This window comes from Nocardiopsis endophytica, from assembly GCF_027706725.1.
GTDB classification, from domain to species: Bacteria; Actinomycetota; Actinomycetes; order Streptosporangiales; family Streptosporangiaceae; genus Nocardiopsis_A; species Nocardiopsis_A endophytica.
The window spans coordinates 15,908-36,110 of sequence record NZ_JAQFWQ010000017.1 but is presented as its reverse complement, the minus strand read 5'-3'; the positions used below and the strand labels follow the sequence as shown (position 1 = coordinate 36,110).

Here is a 20,203-nt window from a genome sequence, read left to right as displayed (position 1 = left end):
CATCTCCGAGGGGAGGGGGAATTTCTCTGTTCCTACTAGAACACCCCGGGAGGAACGCGGCGTCAATGGCCCAATGTGGCCGGAAATGGAATGCCGTGATAAATGTGGGGCTTCCTGAATCCTCATGTGCCGCTGATTTCTCGGGTGGCGCTTGCGTGTCCTGATTCAGAGAGAGCCGGGTGCTCGGGGAGGGAGGAAACGGCAGTGAATCCCGAACCTGAACCTGCGGTATGCCCCCGCGCGTCGACCGGATCCGGCCACCGGTCGCCGGTTCGGGCGTTAGGCCACTGCCGGGCATCGGCGAGCTGTAGGTTCGCTTGGTCGAACCGGCTTCTGGCGCGTACACGCGCCGTCGGCGGCACTGCCCGCCCTACCGGGAGGTTCCATGTTCAACCAAGGCCGACTGGTACGAGGACAGCAGGGGCAGGATCCCCGCCGCGTTCTGTTCGCCGTGGTCAAGCTCGACACCACGGGTTTCGCGCCCCTCCGCGGCGACCGGGTCTGTGAGGTGGCCGTCCTTCGCATGTGGGGCGACGGGCGGGTCGAGGACGAGTTCGCGACCGTCGTCAACCCCCAACGCCGCATCGGCAATAGCGATCACCACGGGATCGACGACGCGATGGCGGCCGCCGCGCCCATGTTCCCCGAGATCGCCGGCGAACTCGTACCCCGGCTGTCGGATGCTGTCGTCGTCTCGCACAACCTCCCGTACGTCGACGGCTTCCTCCAGGCCGAGTTCCGGCACGCGGGGATCCCTGTGGGCCCGTTCCCGGCGCTGTGCACCCTGTTCGAGTTCCGCAGGCACATCGACCTCTACAGGTACCGCCAGGACACGGTCTTCCAAGAGGTCACCGGCTCCTGGCCCGCATGGCAGCAGAGCTCCCTGGTGGGGGCGCGCAACCTCGGCCACCTGTTCCGGATCCTGGTCACCGAGGCGCCGCAGCCCCTCGCCTGGGTGGGCCCGACCCCGGCGCCCCAACCGATGCTGCCCCGCACGGGGCGGATCGCGCCGCGCCCCGGGAGCCTGCGCAGGGGCGAGGAAGGCTGGCTTGCCAACCTGGCGGCCGGGCTCCCCGACATGCGGCCGTCGCCTCCGCCTGAGCCGCAGGCCGCAGCGGAGTACCGCGCCGTGCTGGTGGACGCCCTTGCCGACGGAAGGATCGTCGGCGAGGAGGCCCAGCGGTTGGCGCGGTTGGCGACGCGTGCGGGGTTCACGCGCTCCACGGTGAAGGGGGTCCACGAACAGGTCCTGGCCGAGGCGCGTGCGCGTGCCGAGGCCGACGGCGTGGTGACCTCCGCCGAACTGCGCGAACTCACAAAGGCCGCCGAGGAGCTGGGCACGCGGCACCTGGTCGGGGACCTGCTGGAGGTCGCAGAGAAGGAGAAGTCCCGCCGCAACGGCCCGCTCAAGGGGTGGAGGATCGTTCCGGCCGGGGAGTCGGCGGCCGTCCGGGAGGTCGTCGACTCCGCCGCTGAGCGTGGCGCGACGATCGGGGTCAACATCACCAAGACGGTGCGGCTGGTCGTGGCCGACCCCTCTGAAGAGCACCGTACGGTCGCCAGGGCCCGTGAGGCCGGGATCCCGGTGGCGGCCCCGCCCGAGGCCGCGCGGATCCTCGACGCCGCAGCCGCCGAGGCGCGCACGTCGCTCTTCGATGACGCACGCGAGTCGGCCAGAGCGGCCGATGTGCGCGAGCGCGACGAGCGCCGCGAGGAGATGGAACGCCGAACGGGCTGGCACCGGACATGGCGCCCGCGCGAACTCTCCGACGACGAGTACTACCGGCGGTTCGTCGCCCCCTTCGAGGACGACGAAGAGGACGGGACGGCCGTGCACGTATCCGCTCGCGGCGCGGCGTCCCAGGATCCCCGCCACCATGCTCGCAAGAGCGGAGGCGGCTGTGCAGGTGCCGTGTTCCTCGTCCTCGCGGTCGCCGCCGTCCTGGCTCTCGCGAGCCGGGTTCCCGCTTTCCCCGTCTGAGCGGGCGCGGCGACGCACGCGCGTCGGCGGCCCGACCGTCGGCCCTGGCCGGGACCGGTCATCCGTGCCGATTTCGGGAAAGCGGTGATCGTTCCGGTGCTATATGTGGCGGGTTCGCACCGTGGTCGTCCGGTTACCGGACGGGCTCGAAACGCACCGATGGTAGGGAGCGCGCGTGACCGACCTGCGGATCAGGATCGGGTTCCGAGAGGACACCACCCCCGAAGAGGCCGATGAGCACACCCGTGACCTGCTCGAACTCCTGGAGGGGGTCGACGCCGAGCGGGTCGGTCTCGATACGGCGCCCCGTGCCGTCTCCGAGAGGGCCCGTGCCGGAGACCTGGCGGTGGTCGGCGGCGCGATCATCATGGCCGGAGTCGCGGTTCGGCAGGCCGCTCCGCACATCGCCGCGGTCGTCCAGGAATGGCTCCGAACCCGGGCCCAGAAGTCGGTGACCATCGAGAACGGTGCGACCAGGCTGACCGTGCAGGGGCATACGCGGCCCGAGGAGATCGAGCGCATGGTGTCCTCGTTGGCCCGCTTGGACACCGGGTCCCGGACGGAGCGGCCTCGGGAAGGCGACGGTCCCGTGGAGGGCCGGGACGGCGCGGAAGCCGAAGACGCTTCCGGTGCCGACGGACCGGAGGCCGCCGGGGAGGAGCGGTGAAGCGCACGGCCCTGCTGATCGGCGCGACCTCCTACCGCGAGCTCTCCGACCTGAAATCGCCCCGGGCCGACGTCGATGCGTTGGAGAAGGTGCTCAAGGCCCAAGGGCACTTCGACCGCGTGCGCCCCCTCCACGACCCGCACAGGGCCGAGGCGGTCGAAGCCATCGAGGACGTCCTGGCGGAGGCGGGCCCCGGGGACCTGGTGGTGCTCTCCTTCTCCGGGCACGGACTGCGCAATTCCCGGGGACGGCTCCATTTCGCCTTCGGCGACACCCGTTCCGAGCGCTTGGAGTCCACCGGACTGCCCGCCGAGTCGTTGCAGCGCATGCTGAAGGAGTCCCGTGCGGCGAGCAAGGTCGTTCTGCTCGACTGCTGCTACAGCGGTGCCTTCGCCGACAGGTTCGCCACCCGGAGCGGCGCCGGTGCGGAGGAGCACCCCGACTTCGAACGGCAGATGGGCGCGGGGGAATCGGCCGGGACCTACGTCCTCGCTTCATCGGGGGCCCTCGAGTACGCCTACGAAGGAGCGAATACCGGGGGGACGGACCCCTCTCCGTTCACCGCGGCCGTGGTCCGCGGGCTATCTGGCGCGGCCGACGACTCCGACGGCGACGGCTGGATCGACGCGCTCGACCTCTACCAGTACGTCCACCGGCAGGTGGACGGACAGGGGCGCCAACGGGTCACCCACTTCAACCTCGGTGCGAGCGGACGCCTGAAGCTGTCCCGGCACGCAGGAGCGGCGACCGGGGTGGCGTTGGGTGATCCGGCGCCGCCGGAGGCAGAGGAGGCGGGAGCGGGCCGGGACGGGGTCGGAGCCGCCAACGGCCATGCGGGCGGAGGGGCGGTGCACGAACCCGATCGCGGTGGCGCCGAGCGCCCCTGGGACACCCGCCAATGGGCGGCCCTCTTCGACTACTACCGCTCCTGCCTCGACAGGCAGAGTGTCCTCCAGCAGCTCCCCGATCTCGGGTCGGCCCTGTACGCGGTCGTGGGGACGGGGCGCGAACTCCTCCTGAGCGGAGAAAGCGAGCAGGTCGAACTGACCGGTGATCCCGCGCGCATCGCCGACGGTGCCCGCCGGGAGGGGCAATCCCTGCGCTACGGCTACCCGGCCGTGCTCTTCACCCCGGTCCATGGGAAGAAGAAGGGGAGGACCGGTTCCAAAGTCGCACCGCTGCTCGTGATGGACGTCGAGGTGCGCGAGGACGGCGGGCGAGGCGGCGTCGGCGCGCTCGTCCCTGTCGGCGATCCCGAGCTCAACCAGGAAGTCCTGCTCAGCGCCGCGGATCTCGGCGAGGAGGAGATCGAAGAGCTATTGGCCTGGTTCGAGGCGGACTGGGCGGGGCAGGGCGTGGCCGGCCTGGCGGACAAGGTGCGCGCACTGTGTGGGCGCCTTGGGCTGCGGCAGGTCCAGAATTTGGTCCCCGGGAGACTCGAGGAGCGATTGGAAACCGGTCGCCCACTTACCAGCGGGGCCCGGAACGCGGCGATGCTCTATGCGGCCGACCCTGCCGCCTCCGCGGTCGGACAATTGTCGGCCGATCTCGACCACCGTTCAGGCAGCGGGCTGAAGACCGAGCGCATCGCGTCTACGGCCCTGGCAGCGCTCGCCGATCCGGCGGTCTGCGGGGACGCCCGACGCGCCGGAGGCCAGCGCCCCGTCATCACCGGCCTCAGCAACTCCGCGCAGGAGCGGATCCAGGAATCGTCGATGCGCGAGACCCTGACGGTCGCCACGGGCGCTCCGGGCACAGGGAAGAGCGAGCTCATCACGGCGGTGGTCACCACCGCGGTCGCCGGCGGCGAGTCCGTCCTGGTGGCCTCGACCAACAACACGGCGGTGGACGAGGTCGTCGATCGCGCCAATCGCCTGCTCCCCGGGGCCGATCTGATCGTCCGTACGGGCAATGCGGACAAGAAGAGCAAAGAAGCCGACATCCTCGGGAGGCTGCGGGCGGCGCGTCTGGACTCCTCCGGCGCGCGCACCGCGGCGGAACGGCTCGACCTCCACCAGCGCAGCCTCGGCGCCGGACATGAGGCGCTCGAGGAGATCGGTGCGCTGGAACACCGGCTGGCCGCCCTGGCGCCGACACGGGAGGGCGACAGGGCGCGGGTGGCGGAGGACGTCGCGCTCGACGACGCCTTTCCTGATTTGGATAGTGTCCGCCGGTGGGCCCACCGGGTCGGCGCGGCCAGGGAACGCAGGTGGACCGGGTGGTTCTACCGATGGCTCGTCCGGCGTTCCCTGCACTACGGGCGCGATGAGGCCGAATTGGAGGCGCTCGCCGCATTCCTGGACACCGAGTCTGAATGGCGCCGCACGCATGCCCGCCTCGACCGCATTGCCTCGCCTGAGGACGCCTACGCCCGGATCCGTCAATTGAGGGAGGAGCGGCGCGGCGACGGTAAGAAGTACGTCGTGGCGCAGGTGGCCCGGGCACGGGACGAGGGCGTCTCCATCCTCGATGAGCGGCTGGACAACCTGGCGGCCCGCAGGTCCACATGGGTCGGCATGGACCGCCTCGTACGCGTGGTCCGCGCCTGGGCGACCACGTCCCGCTCCGCCCGCGTGTTCAAGCCGAAGGAGGGCCTGTTCGACCTCGTCGTCATCGACGAGGCGAGCCAGTGCACCATCGCCGACCTGATCCCGCTGCTCTTCCGGGCCAAGAGGGCGCTCATCATCGGCGACCCGCACCAGCTCCAGCCGGTGAACTCGCTGGACGCGTCCGAGGACCGGCGTATCCAGGCGGCGTCCGGGCTGGACGAGGACTGGCTCGATGAGCGGTCGCTCGTCTACACGCGCTCTTCCGCCTACCACGCGGCGGCCTCGGCCCTGGCGCGCGCCGGGCGCGACGTGCTCTGGCTGGACGAGCACTACCGCTGCCACCCCGACATCGTCGTTCCGGTGAACAGGCGCTTCTACGGGAACAGGCTCGCGGTGCGCACCCGCACCACAGGGCTCGCCGCGCCCGCCGACCGGGCCGTCACCTGGGTCGACGTCAAGGGGCTACCGGAAAGGCCGGAGGGAGGGTCCTGCCGCAACCCCGACGAGGCGCAGGAGGTCCTCGGTCTGCTGCGCGAATTGTGGACGGACCTTCCGGCCGATGCGGACATCGGTGTGGTCACCCCCTTCGCGGCGCAGAAGAGGGAGCTCGAGCGGCTCCTCGGAGGCAAGGCGGGGGAACGCATCCGGGTCGGGACCGTGCACACCTTCCAGGGCGGAGAACGGGACGTCATGGTGGTGTCCCCGACGGCCGCGACCGGGGTCGAACGCGGTGCGGGCCGGTGGGCCGTCAGGCAGCAGAACCTGTGGAACGTGGCGGTCACCCGAGCGCGCTCGCGCCTCTACGTGGTCGGAGACCGGGCGTACTGGTCGGAGCAGGGAGGGCTGCTCGCCGACCTGGCGGCCCACGCGCTCTCACCGGCGGAGGAGGATGCCCCCGACGAGGCGCGCAACCGGCTCTTCGAGGCGCTGACGGACGGCGGAGGCAGCCCGGAGGCGGGGCCGGTCGTCAATGGCTACTCCTGTGACCTCCTCGTCTCGGGGAGCCGGGGCGAGGTCGCCGTGATCGTCGACGGGGCGGGGATCGGAGATCCCGCGCAGCCCGGTTCGGAGGCGGCGCTCGAGCGGATCCTCGGCCGGGCGGCCCTCTTCCAGGAGGTGTCGGGGGTCCGCACGGTGCGAGTCCCCGCATGGCGGTGCTGGGCCGAGCCGGACGCGGTCGCGATGGAGATCCTCTCGGACGCAGGCTGAACGCGGCCTCTGCGCGGCCGTCGGGACAGAGTGCGGATCGCGGTACGCCGCCCTCCGGCGGCCGTTCTCCGGCCCGCGGCGCGCCGAGGGGCGGGGTTTACAGGGGAGGCGGGGGCGGATCGGGGAAGGATAGTGCCCGGACCGGCCCTGTGCAGGTGTTCTCCGGAATCTCAGGAGGGTACGGGGCCGTCCTTGCGGGGTCCTCCGCAGTCGTCCGGTGTCGGCACCGTGGGCAGGAGAGGTGAGAGCGCTGTCATCCATCGGAGGAGAGGCGGAAGCGGGGGCGCCGTCCCCCGAGGACGGGGACGGGCACGGGCCGGTGCGCCTCAAGAAGACGGTGTTCGTCGGGTCGTCCGTGCTGATCCTGGTGATCTCGGTTTGGGCGATCATCGCGCCGAAGAACGCCGAGGCCGTCATCGGGGCGGTCGTCGGCTGGATCTCCTCGGGGTTCGGCTGGTACTACTTCCTCGTCGCCACCGTCTACCTGCTGTTCGTGGTGTTCGTGGCGGTCTCCCGGTACGGCGGGGTCAAGCTCGGCCCGCAGCACTCCACCCCCGACTACGGGGTGTTCGCCTGGGCCGCCATGCTGTTCGCCGCCGGGATCGGCATCGACCTGCTGTTCTTCTCGGTCTCGGGCCCCGTCACCCACTACCTGGCGCCGCCCGAGGGCGACCCCGAGACGGTCGAGGCCGCCCGGCAGGCCCTCGTGTGGTCCCTGTTCCACTACGGTGTGACCGGCTGGGCGATGTACGCCCTGATGGGCATGGCGCTGGGCTACTTCGCCTTCCGCTACCGCCTCCCGCTGGCCATCCGCTCGGCCCTGTACCCCCTGATCGGCAAGCGCGTCCACGGGCGCGTCGGCGACGCCGTGGACCTGGCCGCCATCATCGGCACGGTCTTCGGCATCTCGGTGTCGCTGGGGATCGGCGTGGTGCAGCTCAACTACGGCCTCAGCGCCCTGTTCGGGGTGCCCGAGGGCGTGGCGGGCCAGACCGCGCTGATCGTCGTGGCCGTGGCCGTGGCCACCGTCTCGGCCGTGGCCGGCGTGGACAAGGGCATCCGGCGCCTGTCCGAGCTCAACGTCCTGCTCGCCATCGTGCTGATGCTGTACGTGATGTTCGCCGGCAGGCCGATCTGGCTGCTCAACACCCTCATCCTGAACATCGGCGACTACGTCAGCCGCCTGCCCGGCATCACGCTCAACACCTTCGCCTACGACCCGCCCGTCGACTGGCTCAACACCTGGACCCTGTTCTTCTGGGCCTGGTGGATCGCCTGGGCGCCGTTCGTCGGCATGTTCCTGGCGCGCATCTCGCGCGGGCGCACCATCCGGCAGTTCGTCGCCGCGACGCTGGTCATCCCGCTGCTGTACACGCTGACCTTCCTGTCGATCTTCGGCAACAGCGCCCTGAGCATCGTGATGGGCGGCGACGCCGAGTTCGGCGAGGTCGCCATGAACACGCCGGAGCAGGGCTTCTACACCCTGCTGGAGCAGTACCCGGGCTTCACCTTCAGCGCCGGGCTCGCCACCATCGTCGGGCTGCTGCTGTACGTGACCTCCGCCGACTCCGGCGCGCTGGTCACCGCCAACCTCAGCTCCCACCTGCCCACGCCGATCACCGACGCACCGGCCTGGCTGCGCATCTTCTGGGCGGCGGTGACCGGCCTGCTCACCCTGGCCATGCTCATCGTCGGCGGTGTGGACGCGCTGACCAGCGCGACCATCATCATGGGCCTGCCGTTCTCGTTCGTGATGCTGCTGGTCATTTGGGGCCTGTACCGGGCGCTGCGGGTCGAGCAGTTCCGGGTGGACGCCTTCCGCACCACGCTGACCTCCTCGCTGTCCACCCGCACCGAGATCGACCGCCGGGGCGCCGACCGCAACTGGCGCCAGCGCCTGGCGCGGGTGACGAGCTTCCCCGGTCGGCGGGCGGCGGCCCGCTTCGTCGAGGAGGTGTGCCGCCCCGCCTTCCAGGACGTCGCCGAGGAGCTGCGCGAGCAGGGGGCGGAGGCCTCGATCACCGAAGGGGTCGACGAGGCGACCGGCATCCCGCACCTGGAGCTGCGCGCGCCCATGGGCGCCGAGGAGGAGTTCGGCTACCAGGTGTGGCCGATCGAGATGCCCACCCCGGCCTTCGCCATGCGCTCGCTGACCACGCAGGACACCTACGTGCGGTTCGAGGTGCGCCTCACCGAGGGCAGCCAGGGATACGACGTGATGGGCTACAGCAAGCAGCAGCTCATCGGCAACATCCTCGACGAGTACGAGCGGCACCTGGAGTTCCTGCGCCTGCACCGCGAGGCGGCGGCGGGCTCGGCCCTGCCCGACCACGGCCCGGGCACCGCCGAGGTGTACGTGGAGGGCGACGACGAACACTGATCCCGGGGTCGGCCGGCCGCGGCGCGCTCACCATGCGGCTCGCGGAACAATGGGGGCATGCCTGAACGTCGCTCCGGTGGCTCCGCCGACCCCGACCAGCCCTGCCCGTGCGGGACGGGGGCGCCCTATGCCGACTGCTGCGCCCCGCTGCACCGGGGACGGCGCTCCGCCTCCACCGCCGAGCAGCTCATGCGGTCCAGGTACACCGCATTCGTCTTCGAGGACACCGCCTACCTGAAGCGGAGCTGGCACCCGACGACCCGCCCCCGGAGGCTGGACCTCGATCCCGCCATGGAGTGGGAAGGGCTGGAGATCCTGTCGACCACCGGCGGGACGGCCTTCCACACCGACGGCACGGTCGAGTTCAGGGCCTCCTACCGCCTTGGCGGCTCGACCGGCGCCCTGCATGAGAACAGCCGGTTCACCCGCCATGAGGGGCGGTGGACCTACGTCGACGGAGATGTCACGGATTGACGACTCCTCAGGGCATCGGACAACTGGGCCGCCGGTCCTGACGTCTTCCCCAGCATGATCGCCCTGCCCCACCGTCCCCTCACGATGACGGCCCGCTCCCTTATGGTCCTCCCGCTCGTCCTCCTGGCCACCGGCTGTGGCATCGACCGGCCGGACGATCCCGGGGAGCTGTGCGGCGGATCCGTGTCCGCGTCGGGTGGGCCCGCGGGGGAGGGGGCCCCGGGCCGGACCGTCCAGAACGTCGACGGGGACGCTTTCGAGGACCTGGTGGTCCCGCACCTCGGCCCCTACGAGTCGGGAGGGGAAGCAGAGCGTGAGGGGAGCCTCCTCGTCGTCCCCGGCGGTGCGGACGGTCCCGACGGCACGCGCGCACAGGCCGTCGTCCCGGGGGAGGGCGGGGTGCCCGGCTCCCCGGTGGCCGGAGCCGGGTTCGGGGACGGCCTCCGTCTGGGCGACTTCGATGGCGACGGCCACACCGACGTCGTCCTCAACGCCGGGCCCGAGAACGAGGACGCGGATCGGACCTCCAAGACGATCCTGATCCTCTGGGGCGGGACGGACGGCGGCACGGTCGCCGATTGGCAGCGCGACGGCCGGCCGTCCCTGGAGGCGGTCGGGGACTTCGACGGCGACGGTACCTCCGACCTGCTCGTCGGCGGGGAAGGCGGCGCCCCGCACATCCTCTACGGGCCGTTCGAGCGGGACGGTTCCTACGACCGCTCCGCCGACGCGGGGGAGGGGGAGGACGGGATCGGCCTCGGCGCCGGGGAGAACGAGTTCTTCACCGGCGATGTGAACGGGGACGGCCGTGACGACGTGTTCGCCATGGGCGCCTTCGAGGAGATGGCCTATGCGACCGTCGTACGGGCATCGACCGGGGACGGCTTCGAGAGCGCCGGCAACGCGGCCGCGGCCGACGCGGGGGTCGTGGCCGACGTGGACGGCGACGGCTACGGCGACCTGGTGGTCCACGAGACCGGGGGCACGGCCGAGGAGGGGCCCTGGACACCGGGCAGGATCAGCGTGTTCCCCGGCGGCCCCGACTCCTTGGGAGAGGAAGCGGCCGGATTCACCCTGGACTCGGCGGGCCTGCCCCGCGAGGCCGAAGACGGGGACTACTTCGGCCGCGTCCTGGCCGCCGGGGACGTCAACGGCGACGGGTACGCCGACGTGGCCGCCGGTGTGTACCGCTCCGTCACGGCCGGAACCCCCGTCGACAAGGGGGACGTCGTCCTCCTGCCGGGAGGCCCCGACGGGCTGACCGGTGAGGGAGCGTGCTTGCTGCGCCCCGAGGACGCCGACCAATACCCCACGTCGTCGCCGCCTCCTGAGGACGAGTACTGGGACGAGTACGCCGACACGCCGCGCGCCCTGCTGCGCCTGCTCGACACCGACGGGGACGGCGCCGACGACGTGGTCGTGGGGGCTCCGCGGGTGGAGGACACCGACGACCTCCCGGCGAGTCCGGTCCGGGTGTACAGGGGCCTCGGCGATTAGAACGGCGCCCTGGGCACAACAGCGGAAAGCAGAGAGATACATGGCCTTCACCCACGTTCGAGCGGCGGCGATCCCCCTCACCGTCCTCGCTCTCCTCGCCACGGGGTGCGGAACGGCGGAGCCGGAGCAGCCCCAGGAGGGCTGCGGCACCCCGGCGCCCTCGTCCCCCGTCGCGGACGGAGCGCCTTCCCCGCGCGCTGGAGGCGGAGACGGGAGTGTCGACGGGGACGAGTTCGACGACCTCGTGGTGACCCGCCCGGGGCACTACGACGGAGAGGAGGACCCGGAGAACCCCGTCGCGCACGACGGGAGCGTCCTCGTCGTTCCCGGGAGCGGGGACGGGCCGGACGGCGGAGCCGCTCAGAGCGTCGTCCCCGGCGAGGACGGCATTCCGGCGTCGCCGCAGGACGATGTGCGGTTCGGTGGGACCGCCATGTCCGGGGACTTCGACGCCGACGGCACGACCGACCTCGCCGTGTCCGCGGGCCCAGAGACAGAGAAGGACGACGACCAGGGGTCCATCGCCCTGGTCTGGGGCGGAGAAGGCGGCGCCGACGGAGGAGCGCTGGTCCAGGAGAGCGGCGACGTGCAGCCATGGTTGACCGCGGTCGGGGACTTCGACGGCGACGGCGCCTCCGACATGCTCGTCGGCGTCGAGTGGTTCGGCGACGAGAGCGAGGTCCTGTACGGCCCGTTCGACCGCGACGGTGCACCCGCCCGGACGGCCTCCTCCGGGGTCGACCTGGAAGGTCTGGAGCACTCGTTCACCGTCGGGGACATGGACGGCGACGGGTGCGACGACCTCGTCGCCTTCCGCGCCTTCGAGGAGATGGCCTATGAGACCGCCCTGTGGACGGGCGGCGAGGACGGGTTCGAGGCGGCCGGTACCCGCGCCAACGCCGACGAGGGCGTGGTGGCCGACGTGGACGGGGACGGCTACGGCGACCTCGTCATCCGCGAGGTCGGCGAGACGGTGGAGGACGGGGCATCGGGCCCGGGGGCGGTCACCGTCTACCCCGGCGGACCGGACGGCCCGGCCGAGGAGCCGGCCTCACGGGTGGGCATGGACGAGACCGGCCTGCCCCAGAAGGGGGTGAACGGCGATGAGCTCGGAACCGCGCTGGAGGCCGGGGACGTCAACGGCGACGGGTACGCCGACATCGCCGCGGCCGTGAACCGCCCGGCGGACGGCGACGTCCCGCCCGCGGACGAGGGGGACGTCGTCGTCCTGCCGGGAGGCCCCGACGGGCTGACCGGTGAGGGGGCGTGCCTGCTGCGCCCCGAGGAGGCCGACCAGTACCCGCAGGCGTCCCCGCCTCCCGAGGACGAATACCAGGACCCCTATGAGGAGTTTCCGCACACGCTGCTGCGCCTGGTGGACACCGACGGCGACGGTGCGGACGACGTGGTCGCGGGCCGGTCGTCCTCGGTCAAGGGAATGGGAGCGGTCGACGGCCCTGCGGGACCGCTTCGGGTGTACAGGGGGCTGAGGATGCAGGACGGCTCCCTCACTCCCGGCGATGTGCAGGGGATCGACGGCCTCCCCGAGGGCGACGGACGCCAGGCGCTCGCGGGCTGAGCGGGCCCGGGGCGGGCCGGTCGGCGGGTTGCCCCGGGCGCATAGGCTCGTCTGCGTGGTTCAGACGACGGAGGCCCAGAGCCCGATCGCGGCGGCGGAGCGTTTGCGGAAGACCCTCGGAGACGGGCCGGTGGCCGTGGTCACCGGGGCGGGGATCTCCACCGACTCCGGCATCCCGGACTACCGCGGACCCGACTCGCCGCCCCGCACGCCGATGACCTACCAGCAGTTCGTCGGGGATGCGGCGTTCCGCCGGCACTACTGGGCCCGCAACCACGTGGGATGGCACTACATGCGGGAGACCCACCCCAACGGCGGGCACCGCGCGCTGGCGCGCCTGGAGGCGGCGGGGGTGGTGTCGGGCGTCGTGACGCAGAACGTGGACACCCTGCACGAGGCGGCGGGCAGCCGCCGGGTGATCGACCTGCACGGGCGCTTCGACCGCGTGGTGTGCCTGTCCTGCGGCCGGACCATCAGCCGCGCCCACCTGGCCGAGCGCCTGACCGCCCTGAACCCGCGCTTCGCGGAGAGCGTGGCGGACGTGGAGGTCGCCCCGGACGCGGACGCGGTACTGGCCTCCACCGAGGGGTTCCGCGTCGCGGACTGCGAGTACTGCGGGGGAATGCTCAAGCCGGACATCGTCTACTTCGGGGAGAACGTGCCGAAGGAGCGCGTGCTCGACGCCTACGGCCTGGTGGACGCGGCGGCGTCGGTGCTGGTCGCCGGATCGTCGCTGACGGTGCTGTCGGGCCGGAGGTTCGTCAAGCACGCGGCGAAGCAGGACAAGCCGGTGGCCATCGTGAACCGGGGCCCAACACGCGCGGACGAGCTGGCGGCATTGAAGCTCGACACCGGTTGCACCGAGGTCCTGGAGGCCCTCTCGGAGGCTTACGGGGCCTGACGGGGTGGTGGCCCGGCGACGGTGAAACCCGGGGCGGGCCGCGGTCCGGGCCCCGGCGGACCTCCGCCCCTCGCCTAGGATCGGGCCGTGGCGTTCTTTCGGATCTTGTGGCACGTCGCGCTCGGGCCTGAGGAGGCTTGGCGGCGGCTGACGGACTGGCCCCGGCACGGGGTGCACATTCCTCTGACGCGTGTCACCGTCGAGCCCTCCGGCCCTACCGGTGTCGGGACTCTGCTCTCGGCGCGTACGGGCATCGGACCGGTCGGGTTCGACGACCCGATGGAGGTGGTCCGGTGGGCCCCGCCCTCGGAGGGGAGGCCGGGCGTGTGCCGACTGGAGAAGCGCGGCTCCGTGGTCACCGGCTGGGCGGTGATCGTCGTGGGCGGAGGCGCGGGCGGCTCCCGGGTGCTGTGGCGTGAGGAGATCCGTGTGGCGGGGCTCCCCCGCGTCCTCGACGCCCCCGTGGCCTGGGGCGCCCGTCTGGTGTTCGGCCGCCTGGTCCGTGCCCTCCTCACTCGCTGACGGGATTGCGGGCGTGGACCGGTTGTCGGAACCGGTCGGCGCAGGGGGCTGTGAAAGCGCCGACCGGTTCCGCGTCTACCGGCCCGGCCGGGGAATCACCTCGGGGCCGCCATAGGCGTCTGGGACGCCGTCTCCAGGGTGATCCGGTTCCGGCCGGCGTAGACGTTCATGGAATCCCCTCTCAGGAAGCCGACCAGCGTCAGGCCGTGCTCCCGGGCCAGTTCGACCGCCAGGGACGAGGGGGCCGACACGGCGGCGAGCGCGGGCACCCCGGCCATCAGGGCCTTCTGCACCAGCTCGAACGACGCCCGTCCCGACACCATCAGGACGGTGTTGCGCAGCGGCAGCATCCCCTGGCGCAGCGCCCAGCCCACCAGCTTGTCGACCGCGTTGTGCCGCCCCACGTCCTCCCTGAGGCACAGCAGCCGGCCCTCGGTGTCGAACAGCCCCGCCGCGTGCAGTCCGCCCGTGCGGTCGAACACGCGCTGGGCCTCGCGCAGCCGGTCCGGCAGGCTCGCCAGCAGCTCCGGCGTCACCTCCAGGGCGTCCCCGGAGACGTCCCACCGCACCGCCGTGCGCACCGCGTCGATCGACGCCTTGCCGCACAGCCCGCACGAGGACGATGTGTAGAAGTTGCGCTCCAGCGACGTGTCCGGCGGAGGCACGTGCGGCGCCGCGGCCACGTCCAGCACGTTGTAGGTGTTGGACCCGTCCGCCGTCGCCCCCGCGCAGTACCGGATCGACTCCAGGTCCTCTGCCCCGGCCAGGACCCCCTCGCTCGCCAGGAACCCCGCCGCCAGGTCGAAGTCGTCCCCGGGGGTGCGCATCGTGACCGTGAGCGGCGACCCGCCGAAGCGGATCTCCAGCGGTTCCTCGACGACGAGGGTGTCGGCGCGGTCGTCGGAAGCCGCACCGCGGATCCGCAGCACCTTCTCTCGGGTGGTCACGCGTCCCATGAGCCCTCTGCCTTTCTGGCGTCGCGCCCGTCCCGGCCTTCATGCACGGGACCGGTTCACTCCATTGTCTCCCGTGTGTCCGACTCCCCGACGCCGCGTACCCGGTCCCTTCCGGGGGCGTTCTGCACGTGCTGGTATCCGAACCGGCCCTTGATACAGAGGTTTCCGTGCGTCACGGGGTTGTCGTGCGGCGAGCTCGTCTTGACGATCCGGCCGTCCTGGACGTGCAGGGTGACGTTGCACCCCACCCCGCAGTAGGTGCACACGGTCGTCGTCTGCGTCTGCCGCTCCTCGTCCCACGTGCCCTCGCGGCGCATGTCGAACTCGGTGGTGAACGACAGCGCCCCGGTGGGGCAGACCTCGATGCAGTTCCCGCAGTACACGCACGCCGAGTCGGGGAGCCCCACATCGAACTCGGTGGACACCCGCGCGTCGAACCCGCGCCCGGCGATGCCGATGGCGAAGGTGTTCTGCCACTGCTCCCCGCACGCGTCCACGCACTTGTAGCACATGATGCACTTGCCGTAGTCGCGCACGTAGAGGTCGTTGTCGTCCTTGGCCGGCTGCTCGACGGTGGCGGCGGCCGCCCCGTCCACGGGGCCGTGCTCCCCGGCGTGGCGCGCGTCGCGCTCACCGAGCGGGGCGGGTTCGGCGCGCGGGCCGAAGCGGTCCGGCTCGGCGTCGTAGCGCTCGTTCCACTCCGGGACGCCCGGCGTGGTGGACAGGTCGACCGACGACCCCAGCAGCTCCAGGACGAGCTTGCGGCTGTGCCGCACACGCTCGGAGTCGGTCAGGACGCTCATCCCCTCCTCGGCCTTGCGCGAGCACGCCGGGGCGAGCGTGCGCGCCCCCTCGACCTCGACCACGCACACCCGGCAGGCGTTGCGCGGCGTGAGGGTGTCGCCGTAGCAGAGGGTCGGGACGTCGATGCCCTTGGCCTCGCAGGCGTCGAGGAGCGTCGACCCCTCGGGGACGCGGATCTCCTCGCCGTCCACGGTGACCCCGACCAGGCGGCGCGGCGGCGCCAGCGGGACCGGTCCGGCGGGGGAGGGGGCGGGGGTCTCGGGTGCGGCGGTCACGGCGCCTCCTTCGTGGTCGACGGGGCGGCGGTGGTCAGGGGAAGGGATCTCCGCGGCGGCGCGTCCGAGAACACCCCGAGCCGGTCGATCGCCGACTCGACCGCGTTCCAGGCCGTCTGCCCGAGGCCGCAGATGGACGCGTCGCGCATGGCCGCCCCCACGTCGCGCAGCAGGGCGATGTCGGACCCGTCGCCGGTGCCGCCGGACAACCGCGCCAGCGCCTCCTCCTGGCGGACCGTGCCGACCCGGCAGGGCACGCACTGCCCGCACGACTCGTCGCGGAAGAAGGCGGCGATGCGGACGAGGACCGCGGGCAGGTCCACGGTGTCGTCGAGGACCAGGACGACGCCCGACCCGAGGGTGGTCCCCGCCTCGCGCGCCCCTTCGAAGGTCAGGGGCACGTCGAGCTCGTCGCCGCGCAGGAATCCTCCGGCCGCCCCGCCGAGGAGGACCGCGCGCGGCTCAGGGGGCGACTCGGCGCCGGTGTTGGCGAGGCCGATCAGGTCGCGCAGGGTGGCCCCGAACGGCACCTCGTAGACGCCGGGGCGCGCGACGGTCCCCGACACGCAGAAGAGCTTGGGCCCGGTGGAGGACCCGGTGCCGATGCGCGCGTAGGCGGGCCCGCCCATCCGCACGATCGGCAGGACGTTCACGAGCGTCTCGACGTTGTTGACGGCGGTCGGGCGGCCGAACAGCCCGCGCTCGACGGGGAACGGGGGCTTGCTGCGGGGCTCACCGCGCAGGCCCTCGATCGAGTTGAAGATCGCGGTCTCCTCGCCGCAGATGTAGGCCCCGGCCCCGCGGCGGATCTCGATGTCGAAGGTGAAGCCGGACCCGAGGATGTCCTTCCCGAGCAGCCCGCGCGCGCGGGCGCGGGCGATGGCGTTCTCCAGACGGGAGAGCGCGAGCGGGTACTCGCCGCGGATGTAGAGGTAGCCGCGGGCCGCCCCGATCGCGAACCCCGCGACGGTCATGGCCTCGATGACCGAGAACGGGTCGCCCTCCATGAGCACCCGGTCCTTGAAGGTGCCCGGCTCGCTCTCGTCGGCGTTGCAGACGAGGTAGCGGGGCGCCTCGGGGCGCTGGGCGGTCCCGGCCCACTTGCGCCCGGTCGGGAAGGCGGCCCCGCCGCGTCCGACGAGGCCGGAGTCGGTGACCTCGCGGATGACGCCCGAGGGGCCGAGGGAGATCGCCCGCCGCAGTGCCGTGTAGCCGCCCGCGGCGCGGTAGGAGTCGAGGTCGGTGGGGTCGACGGCGCCGATGCGGCCGAGGAGCAGGAGGCCGGGGTCCCCGGCCTGGGGGACGGCGGCCTCGGCGGGCGGCTCGTCGGGAAGGGGGGCGAGCGTGTCGGGGGAGAAGGTCGTGGCGCGGGCGGTGGCGGGGCGGTGCCCGTCGGTGGCCCTGGCCGCAGGGGGCGTGCAGAGCGCATCCGGGTCGGCGGGGGCGGAGACCGCGTACCCGGGTGGGTCCCCGGCCTCGATCGCCAGCGCCGCCGGGGCGCGCTCGCACATGCCGAGGCAGGGGCTCTCGGCCCACGCGACCTCCGAGGCGCCGCCTTCGGCATCGTCGCCGCCGTGCGCGGCGCCCGGGCCGTGGCCGGGCGGTCCGAGGCGCTCGCGGAGGGTCCGGCAGACCCGGTCCGAACCCTTGGCGGCGCAGGCGATGTCGGTGCACACGTGCAGGACGCGCTTAGGGCGCTCGTGCATGGCGAACATCGAGTAGAAGGAGGCGACGCCGTAGGCCTCGGCCGGGGGGACGGTCAGGCGCCGGCAGATGTAGCCGAGCGCGCCCTCGCTGACCCAGCCGATGCGGTCGTTGACGGCGTGCAGGGCGGGAAGGAGGAGGTCGCGCCGTCCGCGCGCGGCCTGTCCGCCGTCGGCCCGGCGCAGGTCGTCGCCGGTGCGCTCGCCGCCCTCCCAGGCCGACCCGGGCGGGCCGAGGAGGGCGTCCACGGCGGCGCGCTCGGCGTCGCTCGGCGGCGTGTCCAGGTGCTGAAGGTCCACGTTCCCCGCTCACCTTTCAGTGTGTCGGCGCCCGTAGCGGGCGGGCGGTGGCGCGGCGGCTGTTCGCGCGGCTGTCCGTGGTCTACGTCACAGGATTTTGTATACGGGCTACAGTATGCCTTCGTTCGGGCGGGGACAACCCCTTTCGCGGGAGCCCCGCTCGGGCTTCTTCGCGGAGGGTGGCGGAGCGCCCGCGAGCCGGGCGTTCGAGGCGATGCCGGGCCGCTCCGACGGCGACGGGAACGGCGGGCGCGGCGTTCGGAGGATCCGGGTGCCGCGCCCGCCGGCGTTCAGCGGCCGAGTGCGGTGGCCGCAGGACACTCACGCGGCGGACACGCGGTTCCCGTCCTTCGCCTTCCCATCGGTGGAATCCGCGCGCTCCACGCGCACCGCCGCCGCCTTGTACTCGGCGGTCCCCGCGATGGGGTCCGTCGCGTCGATCGTCAGGAGCTGGGTGTCCACCTGGTCCGGGAAGTGGAACGTCATGAACACCAGCCCGGGCCGCAGCCCCGGCGACACCGCCAGCGGTGCCACCACCGACCCGCGGCGGGACGACACGCGGACCTCCTCGCCGTCCTGGAGGCCCAGCGAGGAGGCGTCCTCAGGGGACATCTCCAGCAGTTCCCCGCGCCGCAGCGGGGACGAGAAGCCGCTCGTCTGGACGCCCGTGTTGTAGTCGTCCAGGCGGCGCCCCGTCGTCAGCCTCAGCGGGTAGTCCTCGTCCAGCAGGTCCACCGGCGGGGAGTGGCCCACGATGCCGAACGGCGCGGGCTCCCCGCGCTCCTCCGGCGTCTCCGACCACAGGCGGCCGTGGAGGTAGGACGGCTCGGTGCGGTCCTCGGAGAAGCAGGGCCACTGGAGCCCCTGCTCGTCCTCCAGTCGCGCGTAGGTCATCCCGCGGTGGATCGGGGACAGCGCCCGTACCTCGTTCCACACCTCCTCGGCGGTGGGCGTCTTCCATGCGTGCCCGAGGCGGTCGGCCAGGTCGCACAGGATCTCGATGTCGTCGCGCGCCCCGTCCGGCGGGTCGACGGCCTTGCGCACGAGCTGCACGCGCCGCTCGCTGTTGGTGAAGGTCCCGTCCGACTCGCACCAGGCCGCGCTCGCCGGGAGCACGACGTCGGCCTGCTCTGCGGTCCGCGTCAGGAAGATGTCCTGGACGACCATGTGGTCCAGGCGCCCCAGGCGGCGCAGTGTCGTCTCCGTCTCGGGCTCGGACTGGACGGGGTTCTCCCCGATGACGTAGAGCGCCTTGACCTCGCCCTCGTCCATGCCCTCGAACATCTGGGTCAGGTTCTTGCCCTTGCGCGGCTGGATCACGGTGTCCCACGCGCGCTCGAACGGCGCACGCGACTCCGCGTCCAGGATGTCCTGGAACCCCGTGAGGCGGTCGGGGATGGCGCCCATGTCGCCGCCGCCCTGCACGTTGTTCTGCCCCCGGAGCGGTTGCAGCCCCGATCCGGGGCGCCCCACGTGTCCGGTCAGCAGGGAGAGGTTGATCAGCGAGCGCACGTTGTCGGTGGCGTTGTGGTGCTCGGTGATGCCGAGGGTCCAGCACAGCTGTGCGCGCTCCGCCAGGGCGAAGGAGTGGGCGAGCTCGCGGATCGCCTCGGCGGGGACGCCCGTCTCGGCCTCGGCGGCGGACAGGGTCCAGGGCTCGACGAGTTCCCGGTACTCCTCGAAGCCGCTGGTCGCGCGCTTGACGAAGGTCTCGTTGACCAGGCCCGCGTGGATGATCTCCCGGCCCACGGCGTGCGCCAGGGGGATGTCGGTCCCGACGTTCAGGCCGAGCCACCGGTCGGCCCACTCGGCGGTGGGCGTGCGGCGGGGGTCGACGACGATGAGGCGCGCCCCGTTGTGCACGCCCTTGAGCACGTGCTGGAAGAAGATCGGGTGGGCGTTGCGGGGGTTGCCGCCCCAGATGACGATGAGGTCGGTCTCCTCCACCTCGCGGTAGGAGGAGGTGCCGCCCCCGGAGCCGAACGCGGCGGCCAGGCCGGCGACGCTCGGGGCGTGGCAGGTGCGGTTGCAGGAGTCGACGTTGTTGGTGCCGATCACCGCGCGGGTGAACTTCTGCGCGATGAAGTTCATCTCGTTGGTGGAGCGGGCGCAGGAGAGCATCGCGAAGGAGTCGGGGCCGTGCCGCGCCACGGCGTCGCGGAAGCCCTCGGCCGCGCGGTCCAGGGCCTCGTCCCACGTGGCGGGGCGCAGTTCGCCGCCCTCGCGGACGAGCGGTTGGGTGAGTCGTTGGTAGGCGGGACTCCGCCGGTCCGATCGCATCGTTGCCTCGCAGGGGTGGGAGGGGTCGTCCGGGCGTGCGGCGGGCAGGGTCGACCGATGGTGACTGTCTACAGTATTCAACCGTTCGGCGACGGCGGCAAGGGGGGAACGGGGGACGGGCGGCGG

General features: G+C 72.3%; 13 protein-coding genes. 9 read left to right on the top strand and 4 right to left on the bottom strand.

All coding sequences use genetic code 11. The features are described 5' to 3' along the window. The first annotated feature begins 385 nt into the window (after positions 1-385). The 9 genes from O4J56_RS08380 (at position 386) to O4J56_RS08340 (ending at position 13,759) form a co-directional block, all read left to right on the top strand. Positions 386-1,981 (top strand): 3'-5' exonuclease, encoded by a 1,596-nt coding sequence (locus tag O4J56_RS08380; protein WP_270684891.1) that lies wholly within the window; start codon positions 386-388, stop codon positions 1,979-1,981. A gap of 175 nt (positions 1,982-2,156) precedes the next feature. Further along, positions 2,157-2,648: a hypothetical protein gene (locus tag O4J56_RS08375; RefSeq protein ID WP_270684890.1), complete on the top strand. Its 492-nt coding sequence runs from the start codon at positions 2,157-2,159 to the stop codon at positions 2,646-2,648. Next, positions 2,645-6,406 carry a caspase, EACC1-associated type gene (locus O4J56_RS08370; protein WP_270684889.1) on the top strand — a complete coding sequence of 1,254 codons (3,762 nt, stop codon included), beginning with the start codon at positions 2,645-2,647 and terminating at the stop codon, positions 6,404-6,406. Before O4J56_RS08375 ends, O4J56_RS08370 begins: the two co-directional genes overlap by 4 nt. Positions 6,407-6,656: 250 nt before the next feature. Next, positions 6,657-8,786, top strand: coding sequence for a choline BCCT transporter BetT (betT, locus tag O4J56_RS08365; RefSeq protein ID WP_270684938.1), 2,130 nt, complete (start codon positions 6,657-6,659; stop codon positions 8,784-8,786). Between the two features lie 57 nt (positions 8,787-8,843). Then, positions 8,844-9,260: a YchJ family protein gene (locus O4J56_RS08360; RefSeq protein WP_270684887.1), complete on the top strand. Its 417-nt coding sequence runs from the start codon at positions 8,844-8,846 to the stop codon at positions 9,258-9,260. 84 nt (positions 9,261-9,344) lie between these two features. After that, the gene (locus O4J56_RS08355; RefSeq protein ID WP_270684886.1) at positions 9,345-10,757 is read left to right on the top strand and encodes a VCBS repeat-containing protein; all 1,413 of its coding nucleotides are present in this window, start codon (positions 9,345-9,347) and stop codon (positions 10,755-10,757) included. A gap of 40 nt (positions 10,758-10,797) precedes the next feature. Continuing rightward, positions 10,798-12,336 carry an FG-GAP repeat domain-containing protein gene (locus O4J56_RS08350; protein WP_270684884.1) on the top strand — a complete coding sequence of 513 codons (1,539 nt, stop codon included), beginning with the start codon at positions 10,798-10,800 and terminating at the stop codon, positions 12,334-12,336. A 55-nt stretch (positions 12,337-12,391) separates the two neighbouring features. Continuing rightward, positions 12,392-13,237, top strand: a complete 846-nt coding sequence (locus O4J56_RS08345; protein ID WP_270684882.1) for an NAD-dependent protein deacetylase — start codon at positions 12,392-12,394, stop codon at positions 13,235-13,237. An 87-nt stretch (positions 13,238-13,324) separates the two neighbouring features. Then, a complete protein-coding gene (locus O4J56_RS08340; protein WP_270684879.1) occupies positions 13,325-13,759 on the top strand; it encodes an SRPBCC family protein in 435 nt (144 codons plus the stop codon). A gap of 95 nt (positions 13,760-13,854) precedes the next feature. On the opposite strand, the gene fdhD is transcribed toward O4J56_RS08340, so the two are convergent. The 4 genes from fdhD to O4J56_RS08320 form a co-directional block, all read right to left on the bottom strand. Then, complete coding sequence (gene fdhD, locus O4J56_RS08335) at positions 13,855-14,715, bottom strand: formate dehydrogenase accessory sulfurtransferase FdhD (RefSeq protein ID WP_270684878.1); 861 nt, start codon at positions 14,713-14,715, stop codon at positions 13,855-13,857. Positions 14,716-14,771: 56 nt separating this feature from the next. Next, on the bottom strand, positions 14,772-15,794 hold the full coding sequence (locus tag O4J56_RS08330; RefSeq protein WP_270684877.1) for a 2Fe-2S iron-sulfur cluster-binding protein: 1,023 nt from the start codon (positions 15,792-15,794) through the stop codon (positions 14,772-14,774). Then, entirely contained in the window at positions 15,791-17,797 is a 2,007-nt protein-coding gene (locus O4J56_RS08325; protein WP_270684875.1) for an NAD(P)H-dependent oxidoreductase subunit E, read from the bottom strand. Before O4J56_RS08325 ends, O4J56_RS08330 begins: the two co-directional genes overlap by 4 nt. A 321-nt stretch (positions 17,798-18,118) precedes the next feature. Beyond that, positions 18,119-20,077: a molybdopterin oxidoreductase family protein gene (locus O4J56_RS08320; RefSeq protein WP_270684874.1), complete on the bottom strand. Its 1,959-nt coding sequence runs from the start codon at positions 20,075-20,077 to the stop codon at positions 18,119-18,121. Positions 20,078-20,203 lie beyond the last annotated feature (126 nt).